This is a genomic window from Streptomyces lateritius (genome assembly GCF_014649715.1).
GTDB classification, from domain to species: domain Bacteria; phylum Actinomycetota; class Actinomycetes; order Streptomycetales; family Streptomycetaceae; genus Streptomyces; species Streptomyces lateritius.
This window is the reverse complement of the sequence record NZ_BMTO01000012.1, coordinates 103,485-123,636: the sequence shown is the minus strand read 5'-3', so window position 1 is coordinate 123,636 and position 20,152 is coordinate 103,485. Positions and strand designations below refer to the sequence as shown.

Annotated in this window: 25 protein-coding genes; 16 read left to right on the top strand and 9 right to left on the bottom strand. The window is 70.5% G+C overall.

What is annotated here, in order from left to right:
* A partial coding sequence (locus IE136_RS24160; protein WP_194497712.1) for an FG-GAP repeat domain-containing protein occupies positions 1-952 on the top strand: 952 nt, incomplete at its 5' end.
* Between the two features lie 33 nt (positions 953-985).
* On the opposite strand, the gene IE136_RS24155 is transcribed toward IE136_RS24160, so the two are convergent.
* On the bottom strand, positions 986-1,420 hold the full coding sequence (locus IE136_RS24155; RefSeq protein ID WP_189601384.1) for an ATP-binding protein: 435 nt from the start codon (positions 1,418-1,420) through the stop codon (positions 986-988).
* A gap of 128 nt (positions 1,421-1,548) precedes the next feature.
* Here IE136_RS24155 and IE136_RS24150 point away from each other — a divergent pair, with 128 nt between their 5' ends.
* Positions 1,549-2,373, top strand: a complete 825-nt coding sequence (locus tag IE136_RS24150) for a helix-turn-helix domain-containing protein (protein ID WP_158991607.1) — start codon at positions 1,549-1,551, stop codon at positions 2,371-2,373.
* Positions 2,370-2,615, top strand: coding sequence for a DUF397 domain-containing protein (locus IE136_RS24145; RefSeq protein WP_189601383.1), 246 nt, complete (start codon positions 2,370-2,372; stop codon positions 2,613-2,615). Before IE136_RS24150 ends, IE136_RS24145 begins: the two co-directional genes overlap by 4 nt.
* A 47-nt stretch (positions 2,616-2,662) precedes the next feature.
* On the opposite strand, the gene IE136_RS24140 is transcribed toward IE136_RS24145, so the two are convergent.
* Positions 2,663-4,024 (bottom strand): TerD family protein, encoded by a 1,362-nt coding sequence (locus tag IE136_RS24140; RefSeq protein ID WP_229819094.1) that lies wholly within the window; start codon positions 4,022-4,024, stop codon positions 2,663-2,665.
* 99 nt (positions 4,025-4,123) lie between these two features.
* On the opposite strand from IE136_RS24140, the gene IE136_RS24135 reads away from it, so the two are divergent.
* The 6 genes from IE136_RS24135 to IE136_RS24110 are packed head-to-tail and all read left to right on the top strand — an operon-like array spanning position 4,124 to position 8,140.
* A complete protein-coding gene (locus IE136_RS24135) occupies positions 4,124-4,513 on the top strand; it encodes a WXG100 family type VII secretion target (RefSeq protein ID WP_158991603.1) in 390 nt (129 codons plus the stop codon).
* 27 nt (positions 4,514-4,540) lie between these two features.
* The gene (locus tag IE136_RS24130; protein ID WP_158991601.1) at positions 4,541-4,840 is read left to right on the top strand and encodes a WXG100 family type VII secretion target; all 300 of its coding nucleotides are present in this window, start codon (positions 4,541-4,543) and stop codon (positions 4,838-4,840) included.
* Entirely contained in the window at positions 4,840-6,510 is a 1,671-nt protein-coding gene (locus IE136_RS24125; protein WP_189601382.1) for an RNase A-like domain-containing protein, read from the top strand. Before IE136_RS24130 ends, IE136_RS24125 begins: the two co-directional genes overlap by 1 nt.
* 14 nt (positions 6,511-6,524) lie before the next feature.
* Positions 6,525-7,178 (top strand): hypothetical protein, encoded by a 654-nt coding sequence (locus IE136_RS24120; RefSeq protein WP_189601381.1) that lies wholly within the window; start codon positions 6,525-6,527, stop codon positions 7,176-7,178.
* Entirely contained in the window at positions 7,175-7,495 is a 321-nt protein-coding gene (locus IE136_RS24115; protein ID WP_189601380.1) for an RNase A-like domain-containing protein, read from the top strand. The genes IE136_RS24120 and IE136_RS24115 overlap by 4 nt, the downstream gene beginning before the upstream one ends.
* Positions 7,496-7,504: 9 nt before the next feature.
* Positions 7,505-8,140 (top strand): contact-dependent growth inhibition system immunity protein, encoded by a 636-nt coding sequence (locus IE136_RS24110; protein WP_158991593.1) that lies wholly within the window; start codon positions 7,505-7,507, stop codon positions 8,138-8,140.
* A 53-nt stretch (positions 8,141-8,193) separates the two neighbouring features.
* On the opposite strand, the gene msrB is transcribed toward IE136_RS24110, so the two are convergent.
* The 4 genes from msrB to IE136_RS24090 all read right to left on the bottom strand — a co-directional run bounded on the left by msrB (position 8,194) and on the right by IE136_RS24090 (position 11,563).
* On the bottom strand, positions 8,194-8,598 hold the full coding sequence (msrB, locus tag IE136_RS24105; protein ID WP_158991591.1) for a peptide-methionine (R)-S-oxide reductase MsrB: 405 nt from the start codon (positions 8,596-8,598) through the stop codon (positions 8,194-8,196).
* 13 nt (positions 8,599-8,611) lie between these two features.
* A complete protein-coding gene (gene murC, locus IE136_RS24100; protein ID WP_158991589.1) occupies positions 8,612-10,018 on the bottom strand; it encodes a UDP-N-acetylmuramate--L-alanine ligase in 1,407 nt (468 codons plus the stop codon).
* 186 nt (positions 10,019-10,204) lie between these two features.
* Entirely contained in the window at positions 10,205-10,678 is a 474-nt protein-coding gene (locus IE136_RS24095) for an indole-3-glycerol phosphate synthase (RefSeq protein ID WP_189601379.1), read from the bottom strand.
* Positions 10,679-10,783: 105 nt separating this feature from the next.
* Positions 10,784-11,563: a pyrimidine reductase family protein gene (locus tag IE136_RS24090; RefSeq protein ID WP_189601378.1), complete on the bottom strand. Its 780-nt coding sequence runs from the start codon at positions 11,561-11,563 to the stop codon at positions 10,784-10,786.
* A gap of 36 nt (positions 11,564-11,599) precedes the next feature.
* Between IE136_RS24090 and zapE the strand changes: the two genes are divergently transcribed.
* The 4 genes from zapE (at position 11,600) to IE136_RS24070 (ending at position 15,767) form a co-directional block, all read left to right on the top strand.
* Positions 11,600-12,724, top strand: a complete 1,125-nt coding sequence (gene zapE, locus IE136_RS24085) for a cell division protein ZapE (protein WP_373309120.1) — start codon at positions 11,600-11,602, stop codon at positions 12,722-12,724.
* 34 nt (positions 12,725-12,758) lie between these two features.
* A complete protein-coding gene (locus IE136_RS24080) occupies positions 12,759-13,187 on the top strand; it encodes an OsmC family protein (RefSeq protein ID WP_158991583.1) in 429 nt (142 codons plus the stop codon).
* A gap of 194 nt (positions 13,188-13,381) precedes the next feature.
* On the top strand, positions 13,382-14,740 hold the full coding sequence (locus IE136_RS24075) for an alkaline phosphatase PhoX (protein ID WP_189601377.1): 1,359 nt from the start codon (positions 13,382-13,384) through the stop codon (positions 14,738-14,740).
* Positions 14,741-14,930: 190 nt separating this feature from the next.
* Positions 14,931-15,767, top strand: coding sequence for a polyphosphate kinase 2 family protein (locus IE136_RS24070; protein WP_229819108.1), 837 nt, complete (start codon positions 14,931-14,933; stop codon positions 15,765-15,767).
* On the opposite strand, the gene IE136_RS24065 is transcribed toward IE136_RS24070, so the two are convergent.
* Positions 15,753-16,973 (bottom strand): erythromycin esterase family protein, encoded by a 1,221-nt coding sequence (locus IE136_RS24065; protein ID WP_189601376.1) that lies wholly within the window; start codon positions 16,971-16,973, stop codon positions 15,753-15,755. The genes IE136_RS24070 and IE136_RS24065 overlap by 15 nt on opposite strands.
* Positions 16,974-17,031: 58 nt before the next feature.
* Here IE136_RS24065 and IE136_RS24060 point away from each other — a divergent pair, with 58 nt between their 5' ends.
* The 3 genes from IE136_RS24060 (at position 17,032) to IE136_RS24050 (ending at position 19,168) form a co-directional block, all read left to right on the top strand.
* Complete coding sequence (locus tag IE136_RS24060) at positions 17,032-17,766, top strand: TioE family transcriptional regulator (RefSeq protein ID WP_158991575.1); 735 nt, start codon at positions 17,032-17,034, stop codon at positions 17,764-17,766.
* A 144-nt stretch (positions 17,767-17,910) separates the two neighbouring features.
* Positions 17,911-18,783, top strand: coding sequence for a polysaccharide deacetylase family protein (locus IE136_RS24055; RefSeq protein WP_189601375.1), 873 nt, complete (start codon positions 17,911-17,913; stop codon positions 18,781-18,783).
* A 22-nt stretch (positions 18,784-18,805) separates the two neighbouring features.
* A complete protein-coding gene (locus IE136_RS24050; RefSeq protein ID WP_189601374.1) occupies positions 18,806-19,168 on the top strand; it encodes a DUF4180 domain-containing protein in 363 nt (120 codons plus the stop codon).
* A gap of 7 nt (positions 19,169-19,175) precedes the next feature.
* Here the strand turns inward: IE136_RS24050 and IE136_RS24045 are convergent, their stop codons facing one another.
* Both IE136_RS24045 and IE136_RS24040 read right to left on the bottom strand, forming a co-directional pair.
* Complete coding sequence (locus IE136_RS24045; RefSeq protein WP_158991569.1) at positions 19,176-19,805, bottom strand: class I SAM-dependent methyltransferase; 630 nt, start codon at positions 19,803-19,805, stop codon at positions 19,176-19,178.
* 154 nt (positions 19,806-19,959) lie between these two features.
* Entirely contained in the window at positions 19,960-20,145 is a 186-nt protein-coding gene (locus tag IE136_RS24040; RefSeq protein ID WP_158991567.1) for a hypothetical protein, read from the bottom strand.
* Positions 20,146-20,152 lie beyond the last annotated feature (7 nt).

The window sequence follows — 20,152 nt, the reverse complement described above, 5'->3', positions numbered from 1 at the left end:
CGGCTACGAACTGACCAGCCCCCAAGCCCAGTACGCCCTGCGATTCCAAGCACTCACGCGCTACGACATCTACGACTTCGGCTTCTACCACTCCGACGTGACCCAGACGAGCGCCCCGTTCGCCACACTCGGCAAGCCCGTGCTCCCCCTTCACTCTGTCCTGGCCCGCGATGCTGCCAGCGCCCTGTGGTGGTACGACGGAACCGGCAACGCCACCGCGCCCCTCTACAGCCGGGAGCAGATCGGCACCGGCTGGCAGACCTACAACACACTCGCCGCGCTCTCCCCGCACAAGCAGAGCCTCTACTACCGCGGCGACACCAAGCCCTCCCCCGTCACCCAGGGCCTGGGAGACGTCGTCGCCCGCGACACCACCGGCACCCTGTGGTACTACGACTACCAGTTCGTCAGCGGCAAGCCCTACGCACCCCGCGTCAAGGCCGGCACCGGCTGGAACATCTACGACCAGCTCACCGGCGCCGGCGACCTCGACCGCGACGGATACATGGACCTCCTCGCCCGCGACAAGGCCGGCGTCCTGTGGCTCTACCCCGGCACCGGCAACCTCACCACCGGCGCCCGCTTCAAAGCCCGTACCAAGGCCGGCACCGGCTGGAACACCTACAACCACCTCGCCGCAGGCGCCGACCTGAACGGCGACGGCAAGGCCGACCTCCTCGCCCGCGACACCACCGGCACCCTCTGGCTCTACAAGAGCACCGGCACCCCCACCACCCCCTACGCCTCCCGTATCAAGGCGGGCACCGGCTGGAACATCTACAACCAGCTCACCCTCACCGGAGACCTCACCAACGACGGCAAGCCCGACGCCATCGCCCGCGATTCATCCGGCGCGCTGTGGCTGTACAAAGGCACCGGCAACCCCACCACCCCCTTCACCACCCGCACCCAGATCGGCACGGGTTGGAACATCTACAACCGGATCTTCTGATCCTCACTGTGGCCCGGGACACCCGTCCCGGGGTCATGTCAGGTCCAGCTCGGCCCGGACGGTCTTGCCGACCGGTACGCGTTCCAGCACGGCCCAGCGGGTGGCGAGGGTCTCGACGAGGAGGAGGCCGCGGCCGGTGTCCGCGAGGGGGAGGGTGGGGGCGAGGCGGGGGCGGCCTTCGGTGCGGGTGTCGGTGACGTCGACGCGGAGGAGGAGGCCGGGGGTGTACGAGAGCGAGAGCTCGAAGTCCCGGCCGGGGACGCGCCCGTGGGTGACGGCGTTGGCGGCCAGCTCGGCGACGAGGAGGGCGGCCGTGTCGGAGACGGGGGTGCCGTGCGGGATGCCCCAGCGGTCGAGCTGGAGCAGGGCGAGCCGCCGGGCGAGGCGGGCGCCGCGCGGGGTCGAGCTGAAGCGCTGGGTGAACACACGTACGGTGACGGGTTCTGCGCGTGTCTGAGGGGTGGTCATGGGGCCAATGTGGCGGCGATCGGGGCTGGTTGCCAGGTCAGGAACTCGTACGCTGAGTGAGCGTACGAGTTCGGAGGGTGGACAGTAGCCGTTACGGGCCGTGACCATTTCCGGTGGAGGTGCACGTGATGACGGACGGCAATGCGGAACCCGAGATCTCGGACAGCCTGAAGACCTTCGGGGAGGTCGTCAAGACCTTCCGGAAGCGGGCGAGACTCACCCAGGAGGAGTTCGCCCGGCGAGTGCGGTACTCGGTGCAGACGGTCGCGTCCATCGAGCAGGGCCGGCGGTTTCCGTCGGCCGAGTTCGTGGAGCGGGCGGAGGAGGTACTGGACGCCTTCGGCGTGATCCGGGCGGCGGCCAAGCACGTGGCCCGGCAGCCAGGACTGGCGAGTTGGTTCCAGAAGTGGGCGAAGCTGGAGGCGGAGGCGCTGTGCCTCTACACGTACGAGAACCGGCTGATCCCGGGTCTGCTCCAGATCGAGCTGTACGCGAGGACTCTGTTCGAGGGGCAGTTGCCGCCTCTGGATGACGACGAGATCCAGGAGAAGCTCGTCGCACGCGTGGAGCGGCAGAAGCTGCTGACCGAGCGGCCCAACACCGCGTACAGCTTCATCATCGAGGAGCATGTGCTGCGGAAGACGACTGGCGGTCCGGAGACACACCGGACCCAGATCGAGCACATCCTGCGTATGTCCGAGCAGCGCAACATCGAGATGCAAGTGATGCCGCTGAGTCGGGAACATCACGCCGGGCTTGACGGTCCCATGCAGTTACTGGAGACACCCGACAACCGATGGTTCGGCTATGGAGAGGGCCAGCGGGCCGGGCTCCTCTTCGCCGACGCGAAAGAGGTCGGCATCCTCAAGATGCGGTATGCCAGGATGCGGTCACAGGCTCTTACTCTGGAAGACTCCCAGAGCCTGTTGCGGCAGATGCGAGGAGCTACATGAGCACCACAGACCTGGCCTGGTTCAAGAGCAGCTACAGCAGTGGCGGCGACGGCGACTGCGTCGAAGTGGCCCTCTCCTGGCACAAGTCCAGCTACAGCGGCGGCTCCGGCGACGACTGCGTCGAGGTCGCCACCTGCCCCACCACCGTCCACGTCCGCGACTCCAAGCACCCCGAGGGACCCCGACTCGCCCTCACTCCCGCCACTTGGGGCGACTTCGTGGCCTACGCCACCCACGCCTGACCCGCCCCGCTCCCGCCGTTCGTCACGGCGGGAGCGGCAGGCAGAGGTCAGCGCCTGCCCCACCACGACTTGCCCTGGCCCCTGCGGATGTCCGTCACCTCGGCAAGGCCGCCGCCAGCCGCGTTCTGCGGTGCGCTGTGGGGCTGTACCCGCTTCAGCTGGGCCTTCCACGGGCCGTCCGCCATCTCCATGTGGACGATGAGCGGGCCCTCGGGCAGCGGCACGGTCTCCCGGCGCTTGCCGATCTCGTTGACGACATTGTCGTCCGTGGGCAGGGTCGTGGGGTCGTCGTGCCCCGTCACCTCGTAGAGGTTGACGATGAGGTTGTCATCGCCCTTGTAGTGGATGGAGAGGTCGGCGACTCCCCCGGTGTGCAGCAGGACGTCGGGGCCGCGGCTCTCCACCTGCTCCTCCGTCAGGAGCGTCGCCGCGGCCAGCGGCAGCACCTGGAGCTGCCAGGGTCCCTCCGCCTTCAACTGCAGGCGCAGACGCCCGTTTCCGGGGACGAGGGTGAGCACCCGGCCCTGGAAGTCGTCCTCGGTGCTGTTGACGAGGGTGTCGCCCTCCTTGTTGAACCGGGTGAGGGGCCACAGGCCGGTGTAGCCGTCACCCCGGACGGAGAGAGCGACGATGACCGGCCCCGGCGGGAGCCCGTCCACGGTGATGACGTCGTTGTCCCGGCCGGTCTGGGTGTACGGCTCGAAGACGGCGCCGAACGTCCAGGGCATGTTCGCCTGCGGCTGCGGCACGCTCGGTTCCGGCGCGGGCGGTGGAACCGCCACCGGAGGCGCCGGCACGGCCGGCGGGGCGAACCCCGGGGCCGGCGCCTGGAACGGGACCGGGACCGACGTCGGCGGCGCCTGGAACGGGACCGGGGCCGGAGCCTGAGACTGGGCCGCGGCGCCCTCCGCCACGTCCACACCGTGGTCCGTCGCGAGGCCGGTGAGGCCGTTCACGTACCCCTGGCCGACCGCGCGGAACTTCCAGCCCCCCGCCCGCCGGTACAGCTCCGCCAGGACCATCGCCGTCTCTCCGCCGGCGTCCGTCACGTCGTATCGCGCGACCGACGTGCCGTCCGGCGCGAAGGCCTCCACGGACAGCCCCCGCACATCCCGCATCGCGCCACTCTCCGTCGACCCGACCACGAGGACGCGGGCGATGTCCGCCTCGATCGCGGTGAGGCCGGCCTCCAGCCACCCGGTGCCGCTCTCGTCCCCGAGCAGCCGTACGGCGCCCGAGGGATGGACCGGCGCACCGTGGAACACGATGTCCCCGTCCCCCCGGACACGGCCCTGCTCCGTCAGCAGCAACGCCGTGACATCCACCCCGTTCCGCACGGCGATCCGCAGCGGCACCGTCGGAACGAAGGCGTTGCCTCCCTTGATCATGTCCCCTCCACGCTCGATCATCCCTGGATCTTCCGGCCGTCGGCGCTCGCGAGGCAAGCCCAAACCCCGGGTGAACAGACCCGATTGATAGAGTCAAGATCGCGACGAAAGGCGGGGGCCATGGCAATCGACGCTCATCTGAAGGTGTCCGAGGACGATCTGACGCGTCTGGCGGGCGACTTGGACGACATGCAGCGGCACATCGACAGTCAAGTGCGCCGGATGGACGGCATCGTCGACCGGATCGAAGCCGGCTGGAAGGGTGAGACGGGGAAGGCGTATCGCGCCCTGCACCGTGCCGCGGCCGAGGACGCGGTACGCATCCGAGAGATCCTCGGCGTCCTCGAGGAAGCCATGCGGATGAGCCGCGACGGGTTCACCGAGCAGGAGCTCGACACCCTGCGCCGCCTCCAGCGCATGGAGAGTGCGGTGGACGCGGCGCTGGAGGCCGAGAAGCTTCAGGCCGTCACCCCACCGCCGGCTCCGCGCAGCAGCATCCTCGACATCTGAACCTGAGACATCCGAGCGGGGGCTCCCATGTCCGACGACCACATAGGCGTCAACTTCCATACGCTCCGGGATCTGGCATCAGACCTGGAGGACATTCTCAAGCAGCTCAATCTCAAGCTCGAAACCTTGTATGCGCGGACCGAGAAGGTCGTGCTGAGCTGGGACGGCGAGGCGCGCGAGGCCTTCGTCGACGAGCTCGACCGGTGGGACCGCGAGATGCAGGACCTCCAGGCCGCCCAGCGCTGGCTGCACGAAGTGGTGACGACGGGTCAGACGAACTACGGCGCGGCGCACCTGGCCGTGCTGCGCGGTTGGGGTGCGGCCTGATGGGCACCCCTCCGGCACCCGGCCAGACCGGCGGGTTCGACGTCACGCCCACCAAGCTGTACGGCGTGGCGGGCACCGTGGTCCTCCATCAGGACAAGCTGGACAAGGCCGCGAAGGATTTCATCTACGAGATCGTGGAGTACATGGACTGTGGCGGTTACGGGGCGTCCGCCGAGGCCGTCTCCACCGCCTACGTCAAGGTGGGCAACAAGTTCCTCGACACCCTGGCACGGACCGTGGCCGGCGTGGGTGGTGTCGCGACCGGCTTCGTCACGACAGCCAACAACTACGCGCGGGCGGAGGCCGCCAGCCATCCCTCGGGCTCGGCCCAGCCCGTACAGTTCCCGCTCCCCAAGGTCATCGACACTCCCCCGACGTATCAGCGCATCGTCGACCTGAAGTGGGGTGACATGGGTGACTACAGCACCGGCTTCACCTCGTGGCTCCTGGAGGGAGTGCCGGACTTCGCTCTGGACATCATCCGCGGGCTGTTGAACAAGGTGTACCGGTGGGGCGAGGTGGCCGACATCCTGCCCCTGCCCGACTACCAGCAGATCGACAAGCTGGCGCTCGCCTGGCTGCAGCCCGGCTTCACGGTCACCCAGGTGGAGAGCGACCTGCAGCGAGAGGTGGGGACCATCGCGGACCCCAACAACGGTGAATGGCAGGCCGCGATGCGCCAGTTCACCAGTTCGCTCTGGGGCACCACGGCGTGGGGCGGGTCGACGGCCGGATACCAGTGGAAGCACGACACCCCCGGAGCGCAGGGCAAGGCCAGTCATCCCGTGACGACCGTCCTGTGGGACACCACCCAGGAGGTCAGCCAGGCCCTGCGGGCCTTCGCCGAGGCCGCCGAGACGATGCGCAACGAGGTCTGGCGGATCTTCAAGAAGGCGATCTGGGACGCTCTGCCCCACATCAAGGACGGCCTTGGCATGGACGACCTGAAGAAGGTCGGCAAGGGCCTGCTCTCCATGGGGAAGAGCCTGGGCATCGGTATCACGCTGGAGATCGACAAGGGCGCCCTGAACCGGGCGGTGGCCAAGTATGAAGGCGAGCTGCTCGGCGTGGAGAGCCGACTCAACCGGTTGATGCCGGCGCTCGAGGAGGCGTACCTGAGCGTACCGACCTACCAGGCCGAAGAAGCGAGGGCGCAGGCCTTCGGGGCGCGTTCCCTCCACGACTTCAAACCCGAACACCACTACGCCGTGCCGGGCGAGGACCCGGACAACATCTACTACCCGCTCGACCTGGCGGGCCAGGAAGGTCTGTACGGAAGTCATCCGATCGACAAGCACATCGGCCTGACCGACGACCAGCTCAGGCAGCGTCTTCGGGATGACCCCAGCGCTTCCTCCGCCTCCGGCTTCAAGGATCTCGCCTCCGCTCAGCGATTCACCCAGGAGGCCCTCCGCAACGACGCCAACGAGAACCGGATCGCGAACTGGATCGACGGAGTCGAGCGGAGGATGCGGAACAATCCGGCCTACGATCCGAACAGATCAAAGATATCGCCACCCATTGAGCTCACGTTCAACGAAGAGACGGGCCGTACGGTTCAAGGGGTGAGTTCAGCCGGCGTTTCCACGCATTCGGTGCGGGTCGTGCTCCAGTACCGGAAGGGACTGGAGCCGCCCTTCATCGCGCTGACCTCCATGCCCATTCCGTAGAAAGGTAGTCTCCCGTGCAGCCATCCCCGACCGCCGTCTTCATTGAGAGTCCGGCATCTCAGCTCATCGACATCGCCATCCGGGTCCAGGAAACGGTCGACGGACCGACTCTCGACGACGAGATCCGACGTTACAACCGGACGATTCGAAATTCCTGGCGAGCGAACTGGAATTGCCCTCCCTTCACCGCGGCAGCCCTCCTGGACCTTGTCGGTGAAGTCGTCTCCTCGCCGACTTCCCTGGCTTCCCGCCCGCAAGCCTTCCAGGAGAAGCTGGCACGGGCCGCGGACGGCATGGACCCGGCCGAATATCTGCATACGCTCGCCGGAATGGTGCGCATCATCGATCGCGAGCCACCCGCCTCGTACGACGAACTGCCCATGTCCCGTTGGGAACTTGCGGTGACTTTTCCTCACCTCAACGGCTTTACGGCCGAGATGATGGACGGTGGCCACGCCACTTTCGCGGATGCCGTCACCTCGTACGGCACCAACGAGCATCCCTATTGCGTGGAGGTCGTCGTTCCCTTCACCACGGAGGCCCAGCGCGCTCTTGTACTCTTTCCGGACGACCGTTCCCTGGGCCGGTACATCTCGTGGATCTCGCGCGACCGGCTCCGCGAGCTCATCGACACGCTCAACGACCACATGCAGCGAGAGCACTCATGACCGCCATGCGCACCGTCCGCCAGAACCGCGCCGCGACCTACCCCGACCGGGAGACCGCCCAGTGGGCCACCCAGCAGGTGGTCACCCGTAACGAGCAGGTGATCCACCGCTGGTTGGCGCAGTCCACCCGGCAGCGGCTCACGATCGAGGCCGCCTGGCCGTCGCGCACGGAGCCGGTCGGGCGCGTCATGCTGGACGCGATGATGCTGGCCGGGCGGGACGCCGTCGAGGTACGCGCCGCACGGGTCACGCTCAAGCGCAGCGACGCGAGTCCGCACGGGTTCACCGTGCACGCCACCTTCCCGATCTACCTCTAGAGGCTCCGTATGCCCCTCAAGCCCCTCGAACACGACCGGAAGTACGGCGAACTGGACCAGGTCGTCCGCGCCCATCTCGGCTGCAACGCCGACAGCGAGGAGGCCATGGAGGCGTACCTCCGGCACTGCTGGCGAACGCGGCCGTGGTCCATCGCGGTCGCCGAGCACCAGCTGCGCGAGTACGCCCAGAACCCGCCCGGCCGCCTCCGGCTGCGGCTCGGCGAGTTCTACCCGGTACCGGACGTCGGGCTGCCCGACAGTGAGATCCAGGACTGGCTGCTGCGGCTCGCCGACAGGCTCAAGGAGAGTGTCGAGTCGGGCACGGCGCCCCCGCCGAAGACGCCTCAGACCCACTGGGAGTGGCACGCGCGCTTCCCCGAGCTGGGTCAGCTCCTGGGCGGCTGGTTCGGGCAGGACATGGCTGACGAGTTCGCCGACCACGAGGCCGCGGTCGCCGACTACCTCGGCGGAACGGACGCCGGTCTGATCGGCCAGCTCGCGGGCGAGCTGCACGATCTGCTCTCGCTGCCGCTCGACGAGTCGGACTACGCCCTCGCCCTGGCCGAACTGGGCATGGAGGTCGACCCGCCGCCGCCCCTGTCCCCCGGCGCCTGGCTCGCGGAGCTGGCCGACCGGCTCCGCTGAGGGCCGGGCGGCGGGGCCGGCGGGGCGGGCCGGCGCCTCGGCGACGGCCGCGCTTACGACTCCGGCGTCAGGCGCAGCGAGATCGAGTTGATGCAGTAGCGCTGGTCCGTCGGGGTGGGGTAGCCCTCGCCCTCGAAGACGTGGCCGAGGTGCGAGCCGCAGCGTGCGCAGCGGACCTCGGTGCGGACCATGCCGTGGGAGCGGTCCTCGATCAGTTCGACGGCGTCGGAGTCCTTCGGGTCGTAGAAGGACGGCCAGCCGCAGTGCGACTCGAACTTCTCCGTCGACGTGAACAGCTCGGCGCCGCACGCCCGGCAGGAGTAGACGCCCTTGGTCGTGGTGTCGGTGTACTCGCCCCGGAAGGCCGGCTCCGTGCCTGCCTGGCGCAGTACCTGGTACTCCGCCGGGGTCAGCTCCGCGCGCCACTGCTCGTCCGGCTTCTCGACGTCGTACGACATCGGCTCACTCCCTCTACTTCGACAGGTGGGCGAGAATCTGCGGGCCGAGGTCCGTGACGTCGCCCGCGCCCATCGTCAGAACGAGATCACCGGGCTTGGCCATTCCCGCGATCACCTCGGGGACGGCTCCCTTGTCGGAGACGGCCGTCACGTCGGCGCCGGCCGCGCGGGCCGCCGTGATGATCAGGTCGCTGGTGACGCCGGGGATCGGGTCCTCGCGGGCCGGGTAGATGCCGAGGACCACCGAGGCGTCGGCGAGGGCCAGCGCGTCGCCCATCTCCTTGCCCAGCTCCTGGGTGCGGGAGAAGAGGTGGGGCTGGAAGACGACGAGGAGTCGGGAGCCTCCGGCGGCGCCGCGCATGGCCTCCAGGTCGGCGGTCATCTCGGTGGGGTGGTGGGCGTACGAGTCGATGACCTGGACGCCGGCCGCCTCGCCCTTGAGCTGGAGGCGGCGGCCGACACCGGTGTACGCGGTGAGGGCCTGGGCCAGCTCCGCCGGGTCGATGCCCACACGGGCGCCGGCGGCGAGGGCCGCGGCCGCGTTGTGGGCGTAGTGGCGGCCGGGGACGGAGACGGTGAAGACGTACTCGACGCCGTCCATGACGACGGTGACCTCGCTGGTCATGCCGTTCGGCACGATCTTCCGGATCCACACGTCGGAGGTCTCGGACTCGCCGACCGTGACGATGTGGAGGTCACGGCGGCCGGAGACCCGCCCGGCCAGCTCACGGGCGCCGGGGTGCTCGCCGACGACGAGGGCGCCGCCGGGGCGGACCTTGGCGACGAACGCCTCGAAGGACTCGTAGATCTCGTCCATCGACGCGTAGTTCGCGTGGTGGTCCAGCTCGACGTTGAGGACGATCGCGACCTCGGGGTCGTACTTCTGGAAGCTCCGGTCGCTCTCGTCGGCCTCGGCGACGAATACCTGTCCCTCGCCGTGGCGGGCGTTGGTGCCGGGGCCCGCGAGGTCGCCGCCGATGGCGTACGAGGGGTCGAGGCCGAGCTCGGTGAGCGCGACGGCCAGCATGGAGGTGGTCGTGGTCTTGCCGTGCGTACCGGCGACGGCGATCGCGCGCAGGCCGTCCATGAGGGAGGCGAGCGCGTCCGAGCGGTGCACGACCGGGATGCCGAGCTCGGCGGCGCGGGCCAGCTCGGGGTTGTCGGCGCGGATGGCGCTGGAGACGACCACGGCGGTGGCGTCGTCGGCGAGGTGGTGGGCGGCGTGCCCGATGTGGACGGTGACGCCGAGCGCGCGCAGGGCCTCGGCGGTCGCCGACTCCTTGGCGTCGCTTCCGGCCGCCTTCGCGCCGCGCTGGGCGAGGATCTTCGCGATGCCCGACATCCCGGCACCGCCGATGCCGATGAAGTGCGGCCGCTCCATGGCGGCGGGGACAGCGGCGGCAGGGGTGGCGGGTGCCATGCGAGGTTCTCCCCGGGGTGCGTCGTGTGCGGTACGTGCGGTGTCGTGCGTGGTGCGTGATGCTTGGTGCGTCCGTACCCCGAAGGGTCCGGTACCGAGGGCCCAGCCTAGTAGCTCGGGAGGGCCGCCCCGGGCGCCGTGCCCGGGGCGGCCCTCAGGGCCGTGCGTCTCCTCGCCGCTCCCGCGCTACTCCTCGCTGTGCGCGAAGAGCTTCAGGACCGGGACGCCCACCTTGTGGCGCGCCCGCGACGCCCAGTCCCGGTGGAAGAACTCCTCCACGTAGTGCGGAGCCGTCAGCACGATCACCTCGTCGGCGTCCGATTCCTCCACGACCGCCTTCATCTTGTCCAGGGGATGGTCCTCGACGACCTGCCCCACCGCCTCGCAGCCGGCGTCCCGCAGCGTCTGGAGCGAGCGCTCGAGCGCCGCCTCCGCGGGGACGAGGGCCGCCTTGCCCTCCGGCTTCTCGCCCTCACGGGCGGCTTCCTTCAGATCGCCCATGGCGACGTCGTCGATGGCACGCAGCAGTACATCGGCCTGGTCACCACGCGGCTGCATCAGCACGATGAAGGACACGCCCTCGTCGCCGTGCAGGGTGGTGACGAACTCCACGTCGACGGTCGACAGGGGCTTCTCGATCATCAAAACGCTTGTGAACACCTCAGGAGCCCTTCTGCGGAAACCATCCTTCCCCGTGCCCGCACGGGGACTGCAGGGTAAGTGTGCCCAGCGGAAGCTAACCGGAACGGGAAATTCCACCTCGTGTCAGATCCGACGGTAGCGGGTGAAAAGGAACCCGGCCTCCTCCAGCACCGACGCCACGGAGAACCGCTGCGGAACGGCCACCGAAGGGCCTCCCGCGATCCGCTGGGCCGTGCCCGCGGTCATCGTCGGCGAGACCGTCAGACACAGCTCGTCGAGCACTCCGGCCGCCACGAACTGGCCGAGCAGCCGGGGCCCGCCCTCGGTCAGCTGCCGCCGCAGCCCCCGCTCGGCCAGCGCCGCCACCGCGCGGGCCGGCTCCACCCCGGGCCCGTCGCCCGCGATCACCACCTCCGCGCCCGCCTTCTCCGCCGCCATCACCCGCTCGGCGGAGGCCGCGGCCCCGGTCAGGATCAGGGTCGGTACGAGCGGCTCGGTGAACAGTGGCAGCGAGAAGTCCAGCTGAAGGGAGGCGCTCACCACGGCGATCGTCGGCGCGGGCCCCTGCCCGGCCGCCTCCCGGCGCGCCGCGAAGGCCTCCCGGGCACGGGCCGGGCGGTACCCCTCCAGGCGTACCGTCTCCGCTCCCACCACGACCACATCGGCCAGGCCGCGCAGCGTGCCGAAGATCCGCATGTCGGCGTCGGAGGAGAGCGGCTGGGAGCGGCCCTCGTGCTGACCTGCCCCGTCGAGGGAGGAGACCATGTTGGCCCGCAGCCAGGCCCCGCCGGGCGGCAGTGCCGGGTACGCGTAGGCGTCGGCCAGCTCGTCGAGGGACCACTCCCGGTCCCCGGCGGTGGCGTCGTCGGCTGTCATGTCCGTCACAGGGAGCAGGCGTCGCATCCTCGCAGTCTGACACGGCGCTTACAGTGGGGAACTGTGTCGACCCGTTCCTCCCACGCCCCCCGCGCCCCGCGCGCCATAACCGAAGCGGCCTCCTCCGAAGCCGCTCCGGTCTCCCTCTGCGCCCGGGAGCCGCATGTCCCCGCGGACCGGCTCGTCGCGGAGATGGTGCCGCCGCCGCGCTTCGACTCCGTACGGTTCGACACGTACATCCCGGACCCGAACCAACCGAGCCAGATCGACGCGGTCAAGATCCTCGGCGGCTTCGCCGAGGGACTGGGCGGCGCGCACGCCACCGGCTCGGGCAGACGTCCGGTCCTCAGCCGCCTGTTCGCCAAGAAGCCGGCCGCGCCCGCCGGACCCCGCGGGGTCTATCTCGACGGCGGCTACGGCGTGGGCAAGACCCATCTGCTCGCCTCCCTCTGGCACGCCACGCCCGCCGAGCCGGCCCTCAAGGCCTTCGGCACCTTCGTGGAGCTGACCAACCTCGTCGGCGCGCTCGGCTTCCAGCAGACCGTGAAGACCCTCAGCGGGCACCGGCTGCTCTGCATCGACGAATTCGAGCTGGACGACCCGGGCGACACCGTCCTGGTCTCCTCCCTGCTCAGCAGGCTCGTCGAGTCGGGTGTCGCGCTGGCCGCCACGTCCAACACGCTGCCCGGCAAGCTCGGCGAGGGCCGCTTCGCGGCCGCCGACTTCCTCCGGGAGATCCAGGGCCTGTCCGCCCACTTCCGCCCGCTGCGGATCGACGGCGAGGACTACCGCCACCGGGGACTGCCCGAGGCACCCGCGCCGTTCTCCGACGAGCAGGTGACGAAGGCGGCGTACGCGACCCCGGGCGCGTCCCTCGACGACTTCCCGCACCTCCTCGACCACCTGGCCAAGGTCCACCCCAGCCGGTACGGCGCGCTCACCGACGGCCTGACCGCGGTCTGCCTCACCGACGTGCGGCCGGTACCGGACCAGTCGACGGCGCTGCGGCTCGTCGTCCTCGCCGACCGCCTGTACGACCGGGAGGTGCCGGTGCTCGCCTCCGGTCTCCCCTTCGACCGGCTGTTCAGTGAAGAGATGCTGAAGGGCGGGTACCGAAAGAAGTACTTCCGGGCGATCTCCCGGCTCACCGCGCTGGCTCGCGACGCAAAGGGACTGGTGGAGCAGTAGGTTGGGGGCCATACCCGACCGAAAGGGATTCATCATGGCCGCAACCCGTTCCGCCCGCGCCGTCTGGGAGGGCGACCTCCTCAAGGGCTCGGGCACCGTCTCGCTCGACTCGTCGGGCATCGGCGAGTACCCGGTGTCCTGGCCGGCCCGCACCGACGAGGCGGCGAACGGCAGGACCAGCCCCGAGGAGCTGATCGCCGCCGCGCACTCCTCCTGCTTCAACATGGCCTTCTCCAACATCCTGGCCAAGGCCGGCAACGCGCCGACCCGCCTGGAGACCAAGGCCGACGTCACCTTCGTGCCGGGCCAGGGCATCACGGGCAGCCACCTCACCGTCCGCGGCACCGTCCCCGGCCTGGACGCGGACGAGTTCCAGTCCCTGGCCGAGGACGCCAAGAAGAACTGCCCGGTGAGCCAGGCGCTCGCGGGCACGACGATCACGCTGACGGCCGAGCTCGCCTGACCGCTCGTCACATGAGGCCGTTGTGGCCCGCATGGGTTCACGTGTCACCACAGCACGTGATACACATGCGGGCCATGCGTCATACGTGACACGTTCACGCCACCCGTGTGCTGTCACGCTTCATGTCACACCCCCTGTCCTCCCCCATACCCTGCGGCATGGGGGTACCCCCAGAGGAAGTGGGCTGTCGCCTCATGTCCGCAACACGACGTCAGATCCTTTCCCGCACCGGCGCGTCCGTCGCCGGAATCGCCTTCTCGGGCGCCTTCTCCGAACTCTTCGCCGGCAGCGCCGCCGCGAGCACCGGGGCCGGATACGGCCCGCTCGTCCCCGACCCCGCCGGGCTCCTCGACCTCCCCGCGGGTTTCCGCTACAAGGTCCTCTCCCGCGAGGGCGACCCGCTCCGCTCCGGCGAGGGCCGGGTCCCCAGCAACCACGACGGCATGGGCGCCTTCGCCGGCCGCCGCGGCCGGGTACACCTGGTCCGCAACCACGAGAACCGGGTCAGCGGCAAGATAGGCGTCCCCATTGTCGAGGGGCTGACGTACGACCCCGCCGCCAAGGGCGGCTGCACGGCGCTGGAGCTCGACGGGCGTGGCAACGTCCTCGGCGAGCGGGTCGCCATCGCGGGCACCGCCGTCAACTGCGCCGGCGGGCCGACCCCTTGGGGCACCTGGCTCACCTGCGAGGAGACCGAGGACAAGGCCGGCACGAACGGCTACACCAAGGACCACGGCTTCATCTTCGAGGTCGACGGCGCCGACCCGCGCCGCACCGGGGCCGTACCGCTCACGGCCATGGGCCGCTTCCAGCACGAGGCGATCGCCGTCGACCCGAAGAGCGGCATCGTGTACGAGACGGAGGACGCCTTCCAGCACCCCTTCGGGCTCTTCTACCGCTTCCTGCCGGAGAAGCCGCTGGGCGGCCACGGTTCGCTGCGGGCGGGCGGCGCCCTGGAGGCCATGCGGGTGCCGGGGGTGCCCGACCTCTCCGTGATCCAGGAGACCGGGGCGAGTTTCGGGGGCGTCGAGTGGGTGCCCGTACCGGACCCGCAGGCCGCCCAGACGCCGATCAGGCTGCAGGACTTCGGGCCGAAGGGCATCACGCACGCGCAGAAGCTGGAGGGCTGCTACTGGGGCGGGCGGGCGGTGTACTTCGTCTCCAGCTTCGCCCGCGCCAAGGACGGTTCCGGGGCGACCCACTTCGGCCAGGTGTGGAAGTACGAGCCGCACCGCCGCCGGCTCACCCTCGTCGTCGTCTTCGGACCGAGCACCGACATCCAGCTGCCCGGCGAGTCGCCGGACAACATCTGCCTCGCGCCCGGCGGCGGCCTGATGGTCTGCGAGGACGGCGACGGCGCGCAGCACGTCTACGGGCTCAGCCGGAAGGGCGAGCTGTACGCGGTGGCGCGCGGGGCCCAGAACATCGGGACGCCCGAGGCCCCGGAGTGGGGCGAGTTCGCGGGCGTCACGTTCTCGCCGGACGGGCGGACCATGTACGTCAACTGCTACGCGCCGGGGACGACGTTCGCGGTGACGGGCCCGTGGTGCTGACGTAGGCCCCGCAACCCGTTCCGGTCGCGTCACCGGTCCCGCGTGGCGCGGCCGGTCGCGGGTGCGTGGATTCCGTCGCAGGATCGGGGGAAGGCGAGCGACGGACGGGAAGGGGCCCGAGGTGCCGAAGAAGGAGCAGGCGAAGGACAGGGACAGGGGCGAGGCGCGGGAGGAGGCTCCGGCGCGGCCCGTGGTCCTCCGTGACCTGCTGCGCGTCCCCGTCGGCGAGCCCGTCGACCTCTCCTCGTACAGCACCTCCGGCATCCACGCGGGACCCACCGACAAGGCGGCCGGCGCCGAGGCCATGACGGGTCTCGCCCCGCGCCTCGCCGAGCTCCAGGAGCGGCTGTACGCGTCGAGCACGGCGGGCGACCGGCGCCGGGTGCTGCTGATCCTGCAGGGCATGGACACCAGCGGCAAGGGCGGCACCGTCAAGCACGTGATCGGCTACCTCAACCCCTCGGGCTGCCGGGTCCGGGCCTTCAAGGCGCCCACGGCGGAGGAGCGGAGCCACCACTTTCTCTGGCGGATCAAGCAGTCGCTGCCGGGGCCGGGCGAGATCGGCATCTTCGACCGCTCGCACTACGAGGACGTCCTGGTCGCCCGGGTCCACGAGCTGGTCCCCCGTCGCGACCTCGGGGCCCGCTACGGCCAGATCAACCGCTTCGAGGAGACCCTCGCCGAGGACGGCGTCACGGTCGTCAAGGTCTTTCTCCACCTCTCGTACGAGGAGCAGCGCGCCCGCCTCCTGGCGCGCCTCGACAACCCGGAGAAGCACTGGAAGTTCAGCTCGGGCGACATCGAGGACCGGGCGCTGTGGCCCGCGTACCAGCGGGCGTACGAGACCGCCCTCGAACGCTGCTCGACGGACGGCGCGCCGTGGTACGTGGTCCCGGCGGACCGGAAGTGGTACCGCAACTGGGCGATCAGCACACTGCTCCTGGAGCACCTGGAGGCACTGGATCCGCGCTACCCGGAGGGCGACTTCGACGTGGCGGAGTGCCGCAGGAGGCTACAGGCCACGTGAGCCGCTCTGCGGGACGTCCTTGACGAACACGAGGCCGTCGCTGTCCGCGAGGAGGGCCGGGTCGACCGGGGCGTAGCCGAACCAGGGGGACACGCGGGGCGCGGGTGGTGTGTCGCGCAGGGCGGTGGCCAGCCGCCGGGCGTCGACGAGGCAGCGGTCTTCCGGGATCGCGTACAGGAGTCCTTCGACGCTGTCCGGCGGCGGGGTGTCCACTCCCCGGTGCCGGATCGTGCCGAGGGCCGTGGCGAGGAAGGCGTACTCCTCGCCGAGCCGGGCGCTCACCAGCGCACCGGCGCTCCACCACCGCAGTGGCTCCCCGCCCATCCGCATGGTGCTCTGCTCCCGTTGGAGATGGGAGTTGTGGGCGTGGACCAGTACCGGGCCCCGAGCGGCGAGGGCGAGGAGGTTCTCGGCCATCATCTGGTCCCGCGCCGCCACCAGCCGGGTCAGGCGGGCAGGCGAGGTGTCGGCCATCCAGTGGTGGTAGCGCAGCAGGCCGAGGGCGGTGCGGCCGTACAGGCGCGCCCGGTCCCAGTCGTCTCGCGAGGACACGCTGATCAGGTGGGGCGTCTGCTCGTCGAACAGCGTCACCAGATCGTCGGCGAGCAGCCGCAGCCGGCCGGCCTCGGCCGACCGCCCCACGGACCGGGACGGGTCCCTCATCGCGGCGGGGTCGGTCCACCGGTCGTCGGCGCCGAGCAGGCGGTCGAGGGTTTCCGCGGTGCAGGGGAGCAGGTCCGGGTCGACCCGGGCCGCAAGGTGGTCGTGGAGTGCGAGGAGGGCCTGTCGGGGGCTCGCGGCGCCGGTGATCTCCAGCGGGCCGTCGAAGCCGGCGAAGCGGAGCCGCTCCGACGTGGGCCGGCCGTCGTTGTAGGCGCGCATCCAGCGCACGAGCTCGCGGTTGGCCGCGGAGGCGCCCCAGCCGTGGCTGATTCCGTCCTCCATGACCTCGTCGAGAGTGCCCCTGCCCGAGGTGACGTGGTCGTCCACGACCAGGCCCCGCATGCAGTCGCTCTCGATCGCGATCGTCCGGTAGCCCTCTTCCTCGACGAGCTGCCGGAAGAGCTCGTTGCGCAGGTCGAGCAGAGCGTCCTCGCCATGGGTGGGCTCACCCAGGGCGAGCAGCCGGGGCCGGGCGCCCGGGAGCAGCCTCATGACGGCGGCAACGTCGACGGCATGGGCGGTGTCCGCGATGTGGGTAGCCATGCCTTCAACGGTATCGTTGAACCTTCGGTGGAAACTTTCCCGCGATATCGTCGTCCTTATGGGGCAAAACCTTCAAAGCGGCCTTCAAAGCGGTGGGCGGCGGCTCAGGCCGGTCGATCTGGCGCGTCGGCACGGCCTGTCGACGCAGGCGGTCAGGAACTACGAGGAGACCGGCATCCTCCCGGCCGCCGGTCGCACCCCCACCGGCTACCGGACCTACACCTCGCTGCACGCGGGCGCCCTGCGCGCGTTCCTCGCCCTGGTGCCCGGCCACGGCCACCGGACGGCGACGTCGATCATGCGGGCCGTGAACGAGGGCGCGGTCGACGGGGCGTTCCGCCTCATCGACGAGAGCCACGCCCAGCTCCTCGACGACCGGCGGACCCTGCGGGCCGTGGAGGACGCCCTGCGCGATCTGGAGCCCACCACGGCGCTCGCCCCAGAGCCCGGCGGCACGTTCATCGGACCGCTGGCGGGGAAGCTCGGGATCCGGCCGGCGACGCTGCGCAAGTGGGAGCGCGCCGGGCTGGTGCGCCCGCGCCGCGACCCGGGGACCGGGTACCGCGTCTACGACGAGGCCGACGTCCGGGACGCCCGGCTGGCCCACCAGCTCCGGCGGGGCGGCTACCCGCTGGAGCGGATCGCCCCGCTGATCGCCCAGGTGCGGGCGGCGGGCGGCCTCGAGCCGCTGGAGGCCGCCCTGGGCGACTGGCACGGCCGACTGTCCGCACGCGGCCGGGCGATGCTGGCCGGGGCCGCAGAGCTGGAGGCGTACCTCCGCGAACGCGGATGAGAATCCCGCGAGCCCCGTCGTCCGCCCGGGAAGCCGGGATGCGGTGAGAGCCGGGCGGGCGACAACTCCACTCGAGACGGCGCCTCGCGAGTGTTGATCGATGCGATCGGATAACTTCCGTTCGTGACGATTTCTGTACGAAGAATGTCGGTGTTCGCTCTGTTGGGCGCGGCTCTTGTCGGCTGTGGCGGCGGCACGGCGGATACGAGCGCACGCGTGGGCGCCTCCGCGAGTGCCTCCCCGCCCGTTTCCCCGGCCGCTTCCGCGAGTGCCGGCGCCGCGCCCGGCCCGGCGACCGTGCGCAAGGCGCCGCCCACCATGGCGCCCGGCCCCGGCGGCGTGACTCCGGTCTACACGCGCCGCACGTCGCAGGGCGGGGACAAGGTCGTCGCGCTCACCTTCGACGCCGACATGACGGCCGATCAGGGGCCCCGGGCCGCCAGCGGAGAACGCTTCGACAACCCGGGGCTGATCGAGACCCTGCGGCGGCTGAAGGTCGACTCCACGGTCTTCATGACGGGCCGCTGGGCAGAGGAGTACCCAAACCAGGCCCGGTCCATCGGCACCGATCCCCGCTTCGAGATCGCCAACCACTCCTACAGCCACTACGCCTTCGCCTCGCCCTGCTACGGCCTGCCGACGGTGGAGAAGCGGGACATGGCCGCCGACGTACGCCGGGCCTTCGACGCCTTCCGGAAAGCGGGGGCGCGCAATGTCGTGCCGTACTTCCGCTTCCCCGGCGGCTGCTACGACGACGAGGCGCTGCGCGCGCTCGGGCCCGCGAAGGTGACCGCGGTCCAATGGGACGTGGTCAGCGGTGACGCGTTCGCCAAGGACGCGGACGCGGTCGCCGAGCAGGTCCTCGCGGGCGTCCGGCCCGGCTCGCTCGTGGTCATGCACTGCACCCGCAGCGCCGCCCCCGTCACCGAACAGGCCATCCGCCGGATCGTCCCGGAACTCCGGGCGCGAGGCTACCGCTTCGTCAAGGTCTCCGACCTGATGGCGGCGACGCCCTGACGACGCCCTACCCTTGGCTGCCATGACCTCCATGGAGAAGATCCACGGCATACCCGTCCTGATGTACCCCGCCGACGGCGAGATCATCGGCGGCGAACGCGACGCCCTGGATCTCGTCGGCAACGCCATGTACCAGGGCGCGGCGTGGGTCGTGATCCCCGCCGACCGCTTCGACGAGTCGTTCTTCCGGCTGAGCACGCGGGTGGCCGGGGACATCGTCCAGAAGTTCGTCAACTACCGGGTGGGCCTGGCCGTGGTCGGCGACATCTCCCGCCACACCGAGGCCAGCCCCGCGCTGCGGGACTTCGTCCGGGAGTGCGACCGGGGCACGCAGACGTGGTTCCCGGCCGACCTCGAGGAGCTGCGGGAGCGGCTGCGCGGATAGGGGGTTCCTAGGGGCGGCGGGCCAGCAAGTGGGCGTCGAGGAAGCCCCGCTCGGAGGCCGGATCGTGGAGCAGCCGGGCGAACGGGACGAGGCCGGCCCCGGCCAGCAACTCGGCGAACCGGTCCACCGGCCAGCTGTAGGCGGGCGTCACCTTGTGGTCGAAGCGGACCGGCTCCGGTCCGTCGGTCGCGAAGAACGACACCAGGAGCAGACCCCCTGGAGCCAGGACACGCACCTGCTCGGCGAGCAGCGCGGGCAGTTCCGCAGGCGGGGTATGGATCATCGAGTAGTGGGCCAGCAAGCCGCCGAGCGCGCGGTCCTCGACCGGCAGGGCCTCCATCCGCGCCTCGTCGAACCGCAGCGCCGGATGGGCCCGCCGGGCGTGGTCGACCATGGCCGGGGAGAGGTCGAGCCCGAAGGCGTCCAGCCCCAGGTCGTGCAGCATGGCCGTCAGATGTCCGGGCCCGCACCCGACGTCGGCCGCCCGCGGATTCCCCGTCCCGCGCACCAGCTCGGCGAAGGTGCCGACCATGGCCCGCGCGAACGGCCGCGTCTCCAGCCGGTCGGCGAACATCGACGCGTACAGCTCGACGACCCCGTCGTAGGCCGCCCTGGTCTCGTCCTGGTGATCCACCACGGGAAAGAAGCTAACACCCGCGCACGTTCGCAGCAGTTGTACGGTCCCGGGCCGGCCCGCGCCCCTGGGGACCGGCTGTCCCGCCGCGTGCCCGAAAGGCTACGGGGCGTGCGTGCAGGGCGTCACGGCCGGGCCCGGCTTCGCGGACGCGACCTCAGCCGGAGCAGGCCGTGCGCTCGGCCTCACGCCACTCGCAGACCGGGCAGAGGGTGATGCCCTTCGTCGACTCCGGGTACTCGGTGGGCTGTCGGCACAGCACGCACTCGGCGTAAGGTCCCTCGGCCGCCGTGGGCCCGGCCGAGGTGTCCGTGGGCTCGCGGTACGACGTTTCCTCGTCCATGTCTTCG

What these genes read in the sequence shown, in the direction of transcription:
- IE136_RS24155 (WP_189601384.1), bottom strand. Translation starts at nt 1,420, where the DNA reads ATGACCACCCCTCAGACACGCGCAGAACCCGTCACCGTACGTGTGTTC.
- IE136_RS24150 (WP_158991607.1), top strand. Translation starts at nt 1,549, where the DNA reads ATGACGGACGGCAATGCGGAACCCGAGATCTCGGACAGCCTGAAGACC.
- IE136_RS24145 (WP_189601383.1), top strand. Translation starts at nt 2,370, where the DNA reads ATGAGCACCACAGACCTGGCCTGGTTCAAGAGCAGCTACAGCAGTGGC.
- IE136_RS24140 (WP_229819094.1), bottom strand. Translation starts at nt 4,024, where the DNA reads ATGATCGAGCGTGGAGGGGACATGATCAAGGGAGGCAACGCCTTCGTT.
- IE136_RS24135 (WP_158991603.1), top strand. Translation starts at nt 4,124, where the DNA reads ATGGCAATCGACGCTCATCTGAAGGTGTCCGAGGACGATCTGACGCGT.
- IE136_RS24130 (WP_158991601.1), top strand. Translation starts at nt 4,541, where the DNA reads ATGTCCGACGACCACATAGGCGTCAACTTCCATACGCTCCGGGATCTG.
- IE136_RS24125 (WP_189601382.1), top strand. Translation starts at nt 4,840, where the DNA reads ATGGGCACCCCTCCGGCACCCGGCCAGACCGGCGGGTTCGACGTCACG.
- IE136_RS24115 (WP_189601380.1), top strand. Translation starts at nt 7,175, where the DNA reads ATGACCGCCATGCGCACCGTCCGCCAGAACCGCGCCGCGACCTACCCC.
- IE136_RS24110 (WP_158991593.1), top strand. Translation starts at nt 7,505, where the DNA reads ATGCCCCTCAAGCCCCTCGAACACGACCGGAAGTACGGCGAACTGGAC.
- msrB (WP_158991591.1), bottom strand. Translation starts at nt 8,598, where the DNA reads ATGTCGTACGACGTCGAGAAGCCGGACGAGCAGTGGCGCGCGGAGCTG.
- murC (WP_158991589.1), bottom strand. Translation starts at nt 10,018, where the DNA reads ATGGCACCCGCCACCCCTGCCGCCGCTGTCCCCGCCGCCATGGAGCGG.
- IE136_RS24090 (WP_189601378.1), bottom strand. Translation starts at nt 11,563, where the DNA reads ATGCGACGCCTGCTCCCTGTGACGGACATGACAGCCGACGACGCCACC.
- IE136_RS24080 (WP_158991583.1), top strand. Translation starts at nt 12,759, where the DNA reads ATGGCCGCAACCCGTTCCGCCCGCGCCGTCTGGGAGGGCGACCTCCTC.
- IE136_RS24075 (WP_189601377.1), top strand. Translation starts at nt 13,382, where the DNA reads ATGTCCGCAACACGACGTCAGATCCTTTCCCGCACCGGCGCGTCCGTC.
- IE136_RS24065 (WP_189601376.1), bottom strand. Translation starts at nt 16,973, where the DNA reads ATGGCTACCCACATCGCGGACACCGCCCATGCCGTCGACGTTGCCGCC.
- IE136_RS24060 (WP_158991575.1), top strand. Translation starts at nt 17,032, where the DNA reads ATGGGGCAAAACCTTCAAAGCGGCCTTCAAAGCGGTGGGCGGCGGCTC.
- IE136_RS24055 (WP_189601375.1), top strand. Translation starts at nt 17,911, where the DNA reads ATGTCGGTGTTCGCTCTGTTGGGCGCGGCTCTTGTCGGCTGTGGCGGC.
- IE136_RS24050 (WP_189601374.1), top strand. Translation starts at nt 18,806, where the DNA reads ATGACCTCCATGGAGAAGATCCACGGCATACCCGTCCTGATGTACCCC.
- IE136_RS24040 (WP_158991567.1), bottom strand. Translation starts at nt 20,145, where the DNA reads ATGGACGAGGAAACGTCGTACCGCGAGCCCACGGACACCTCGGCCGGG.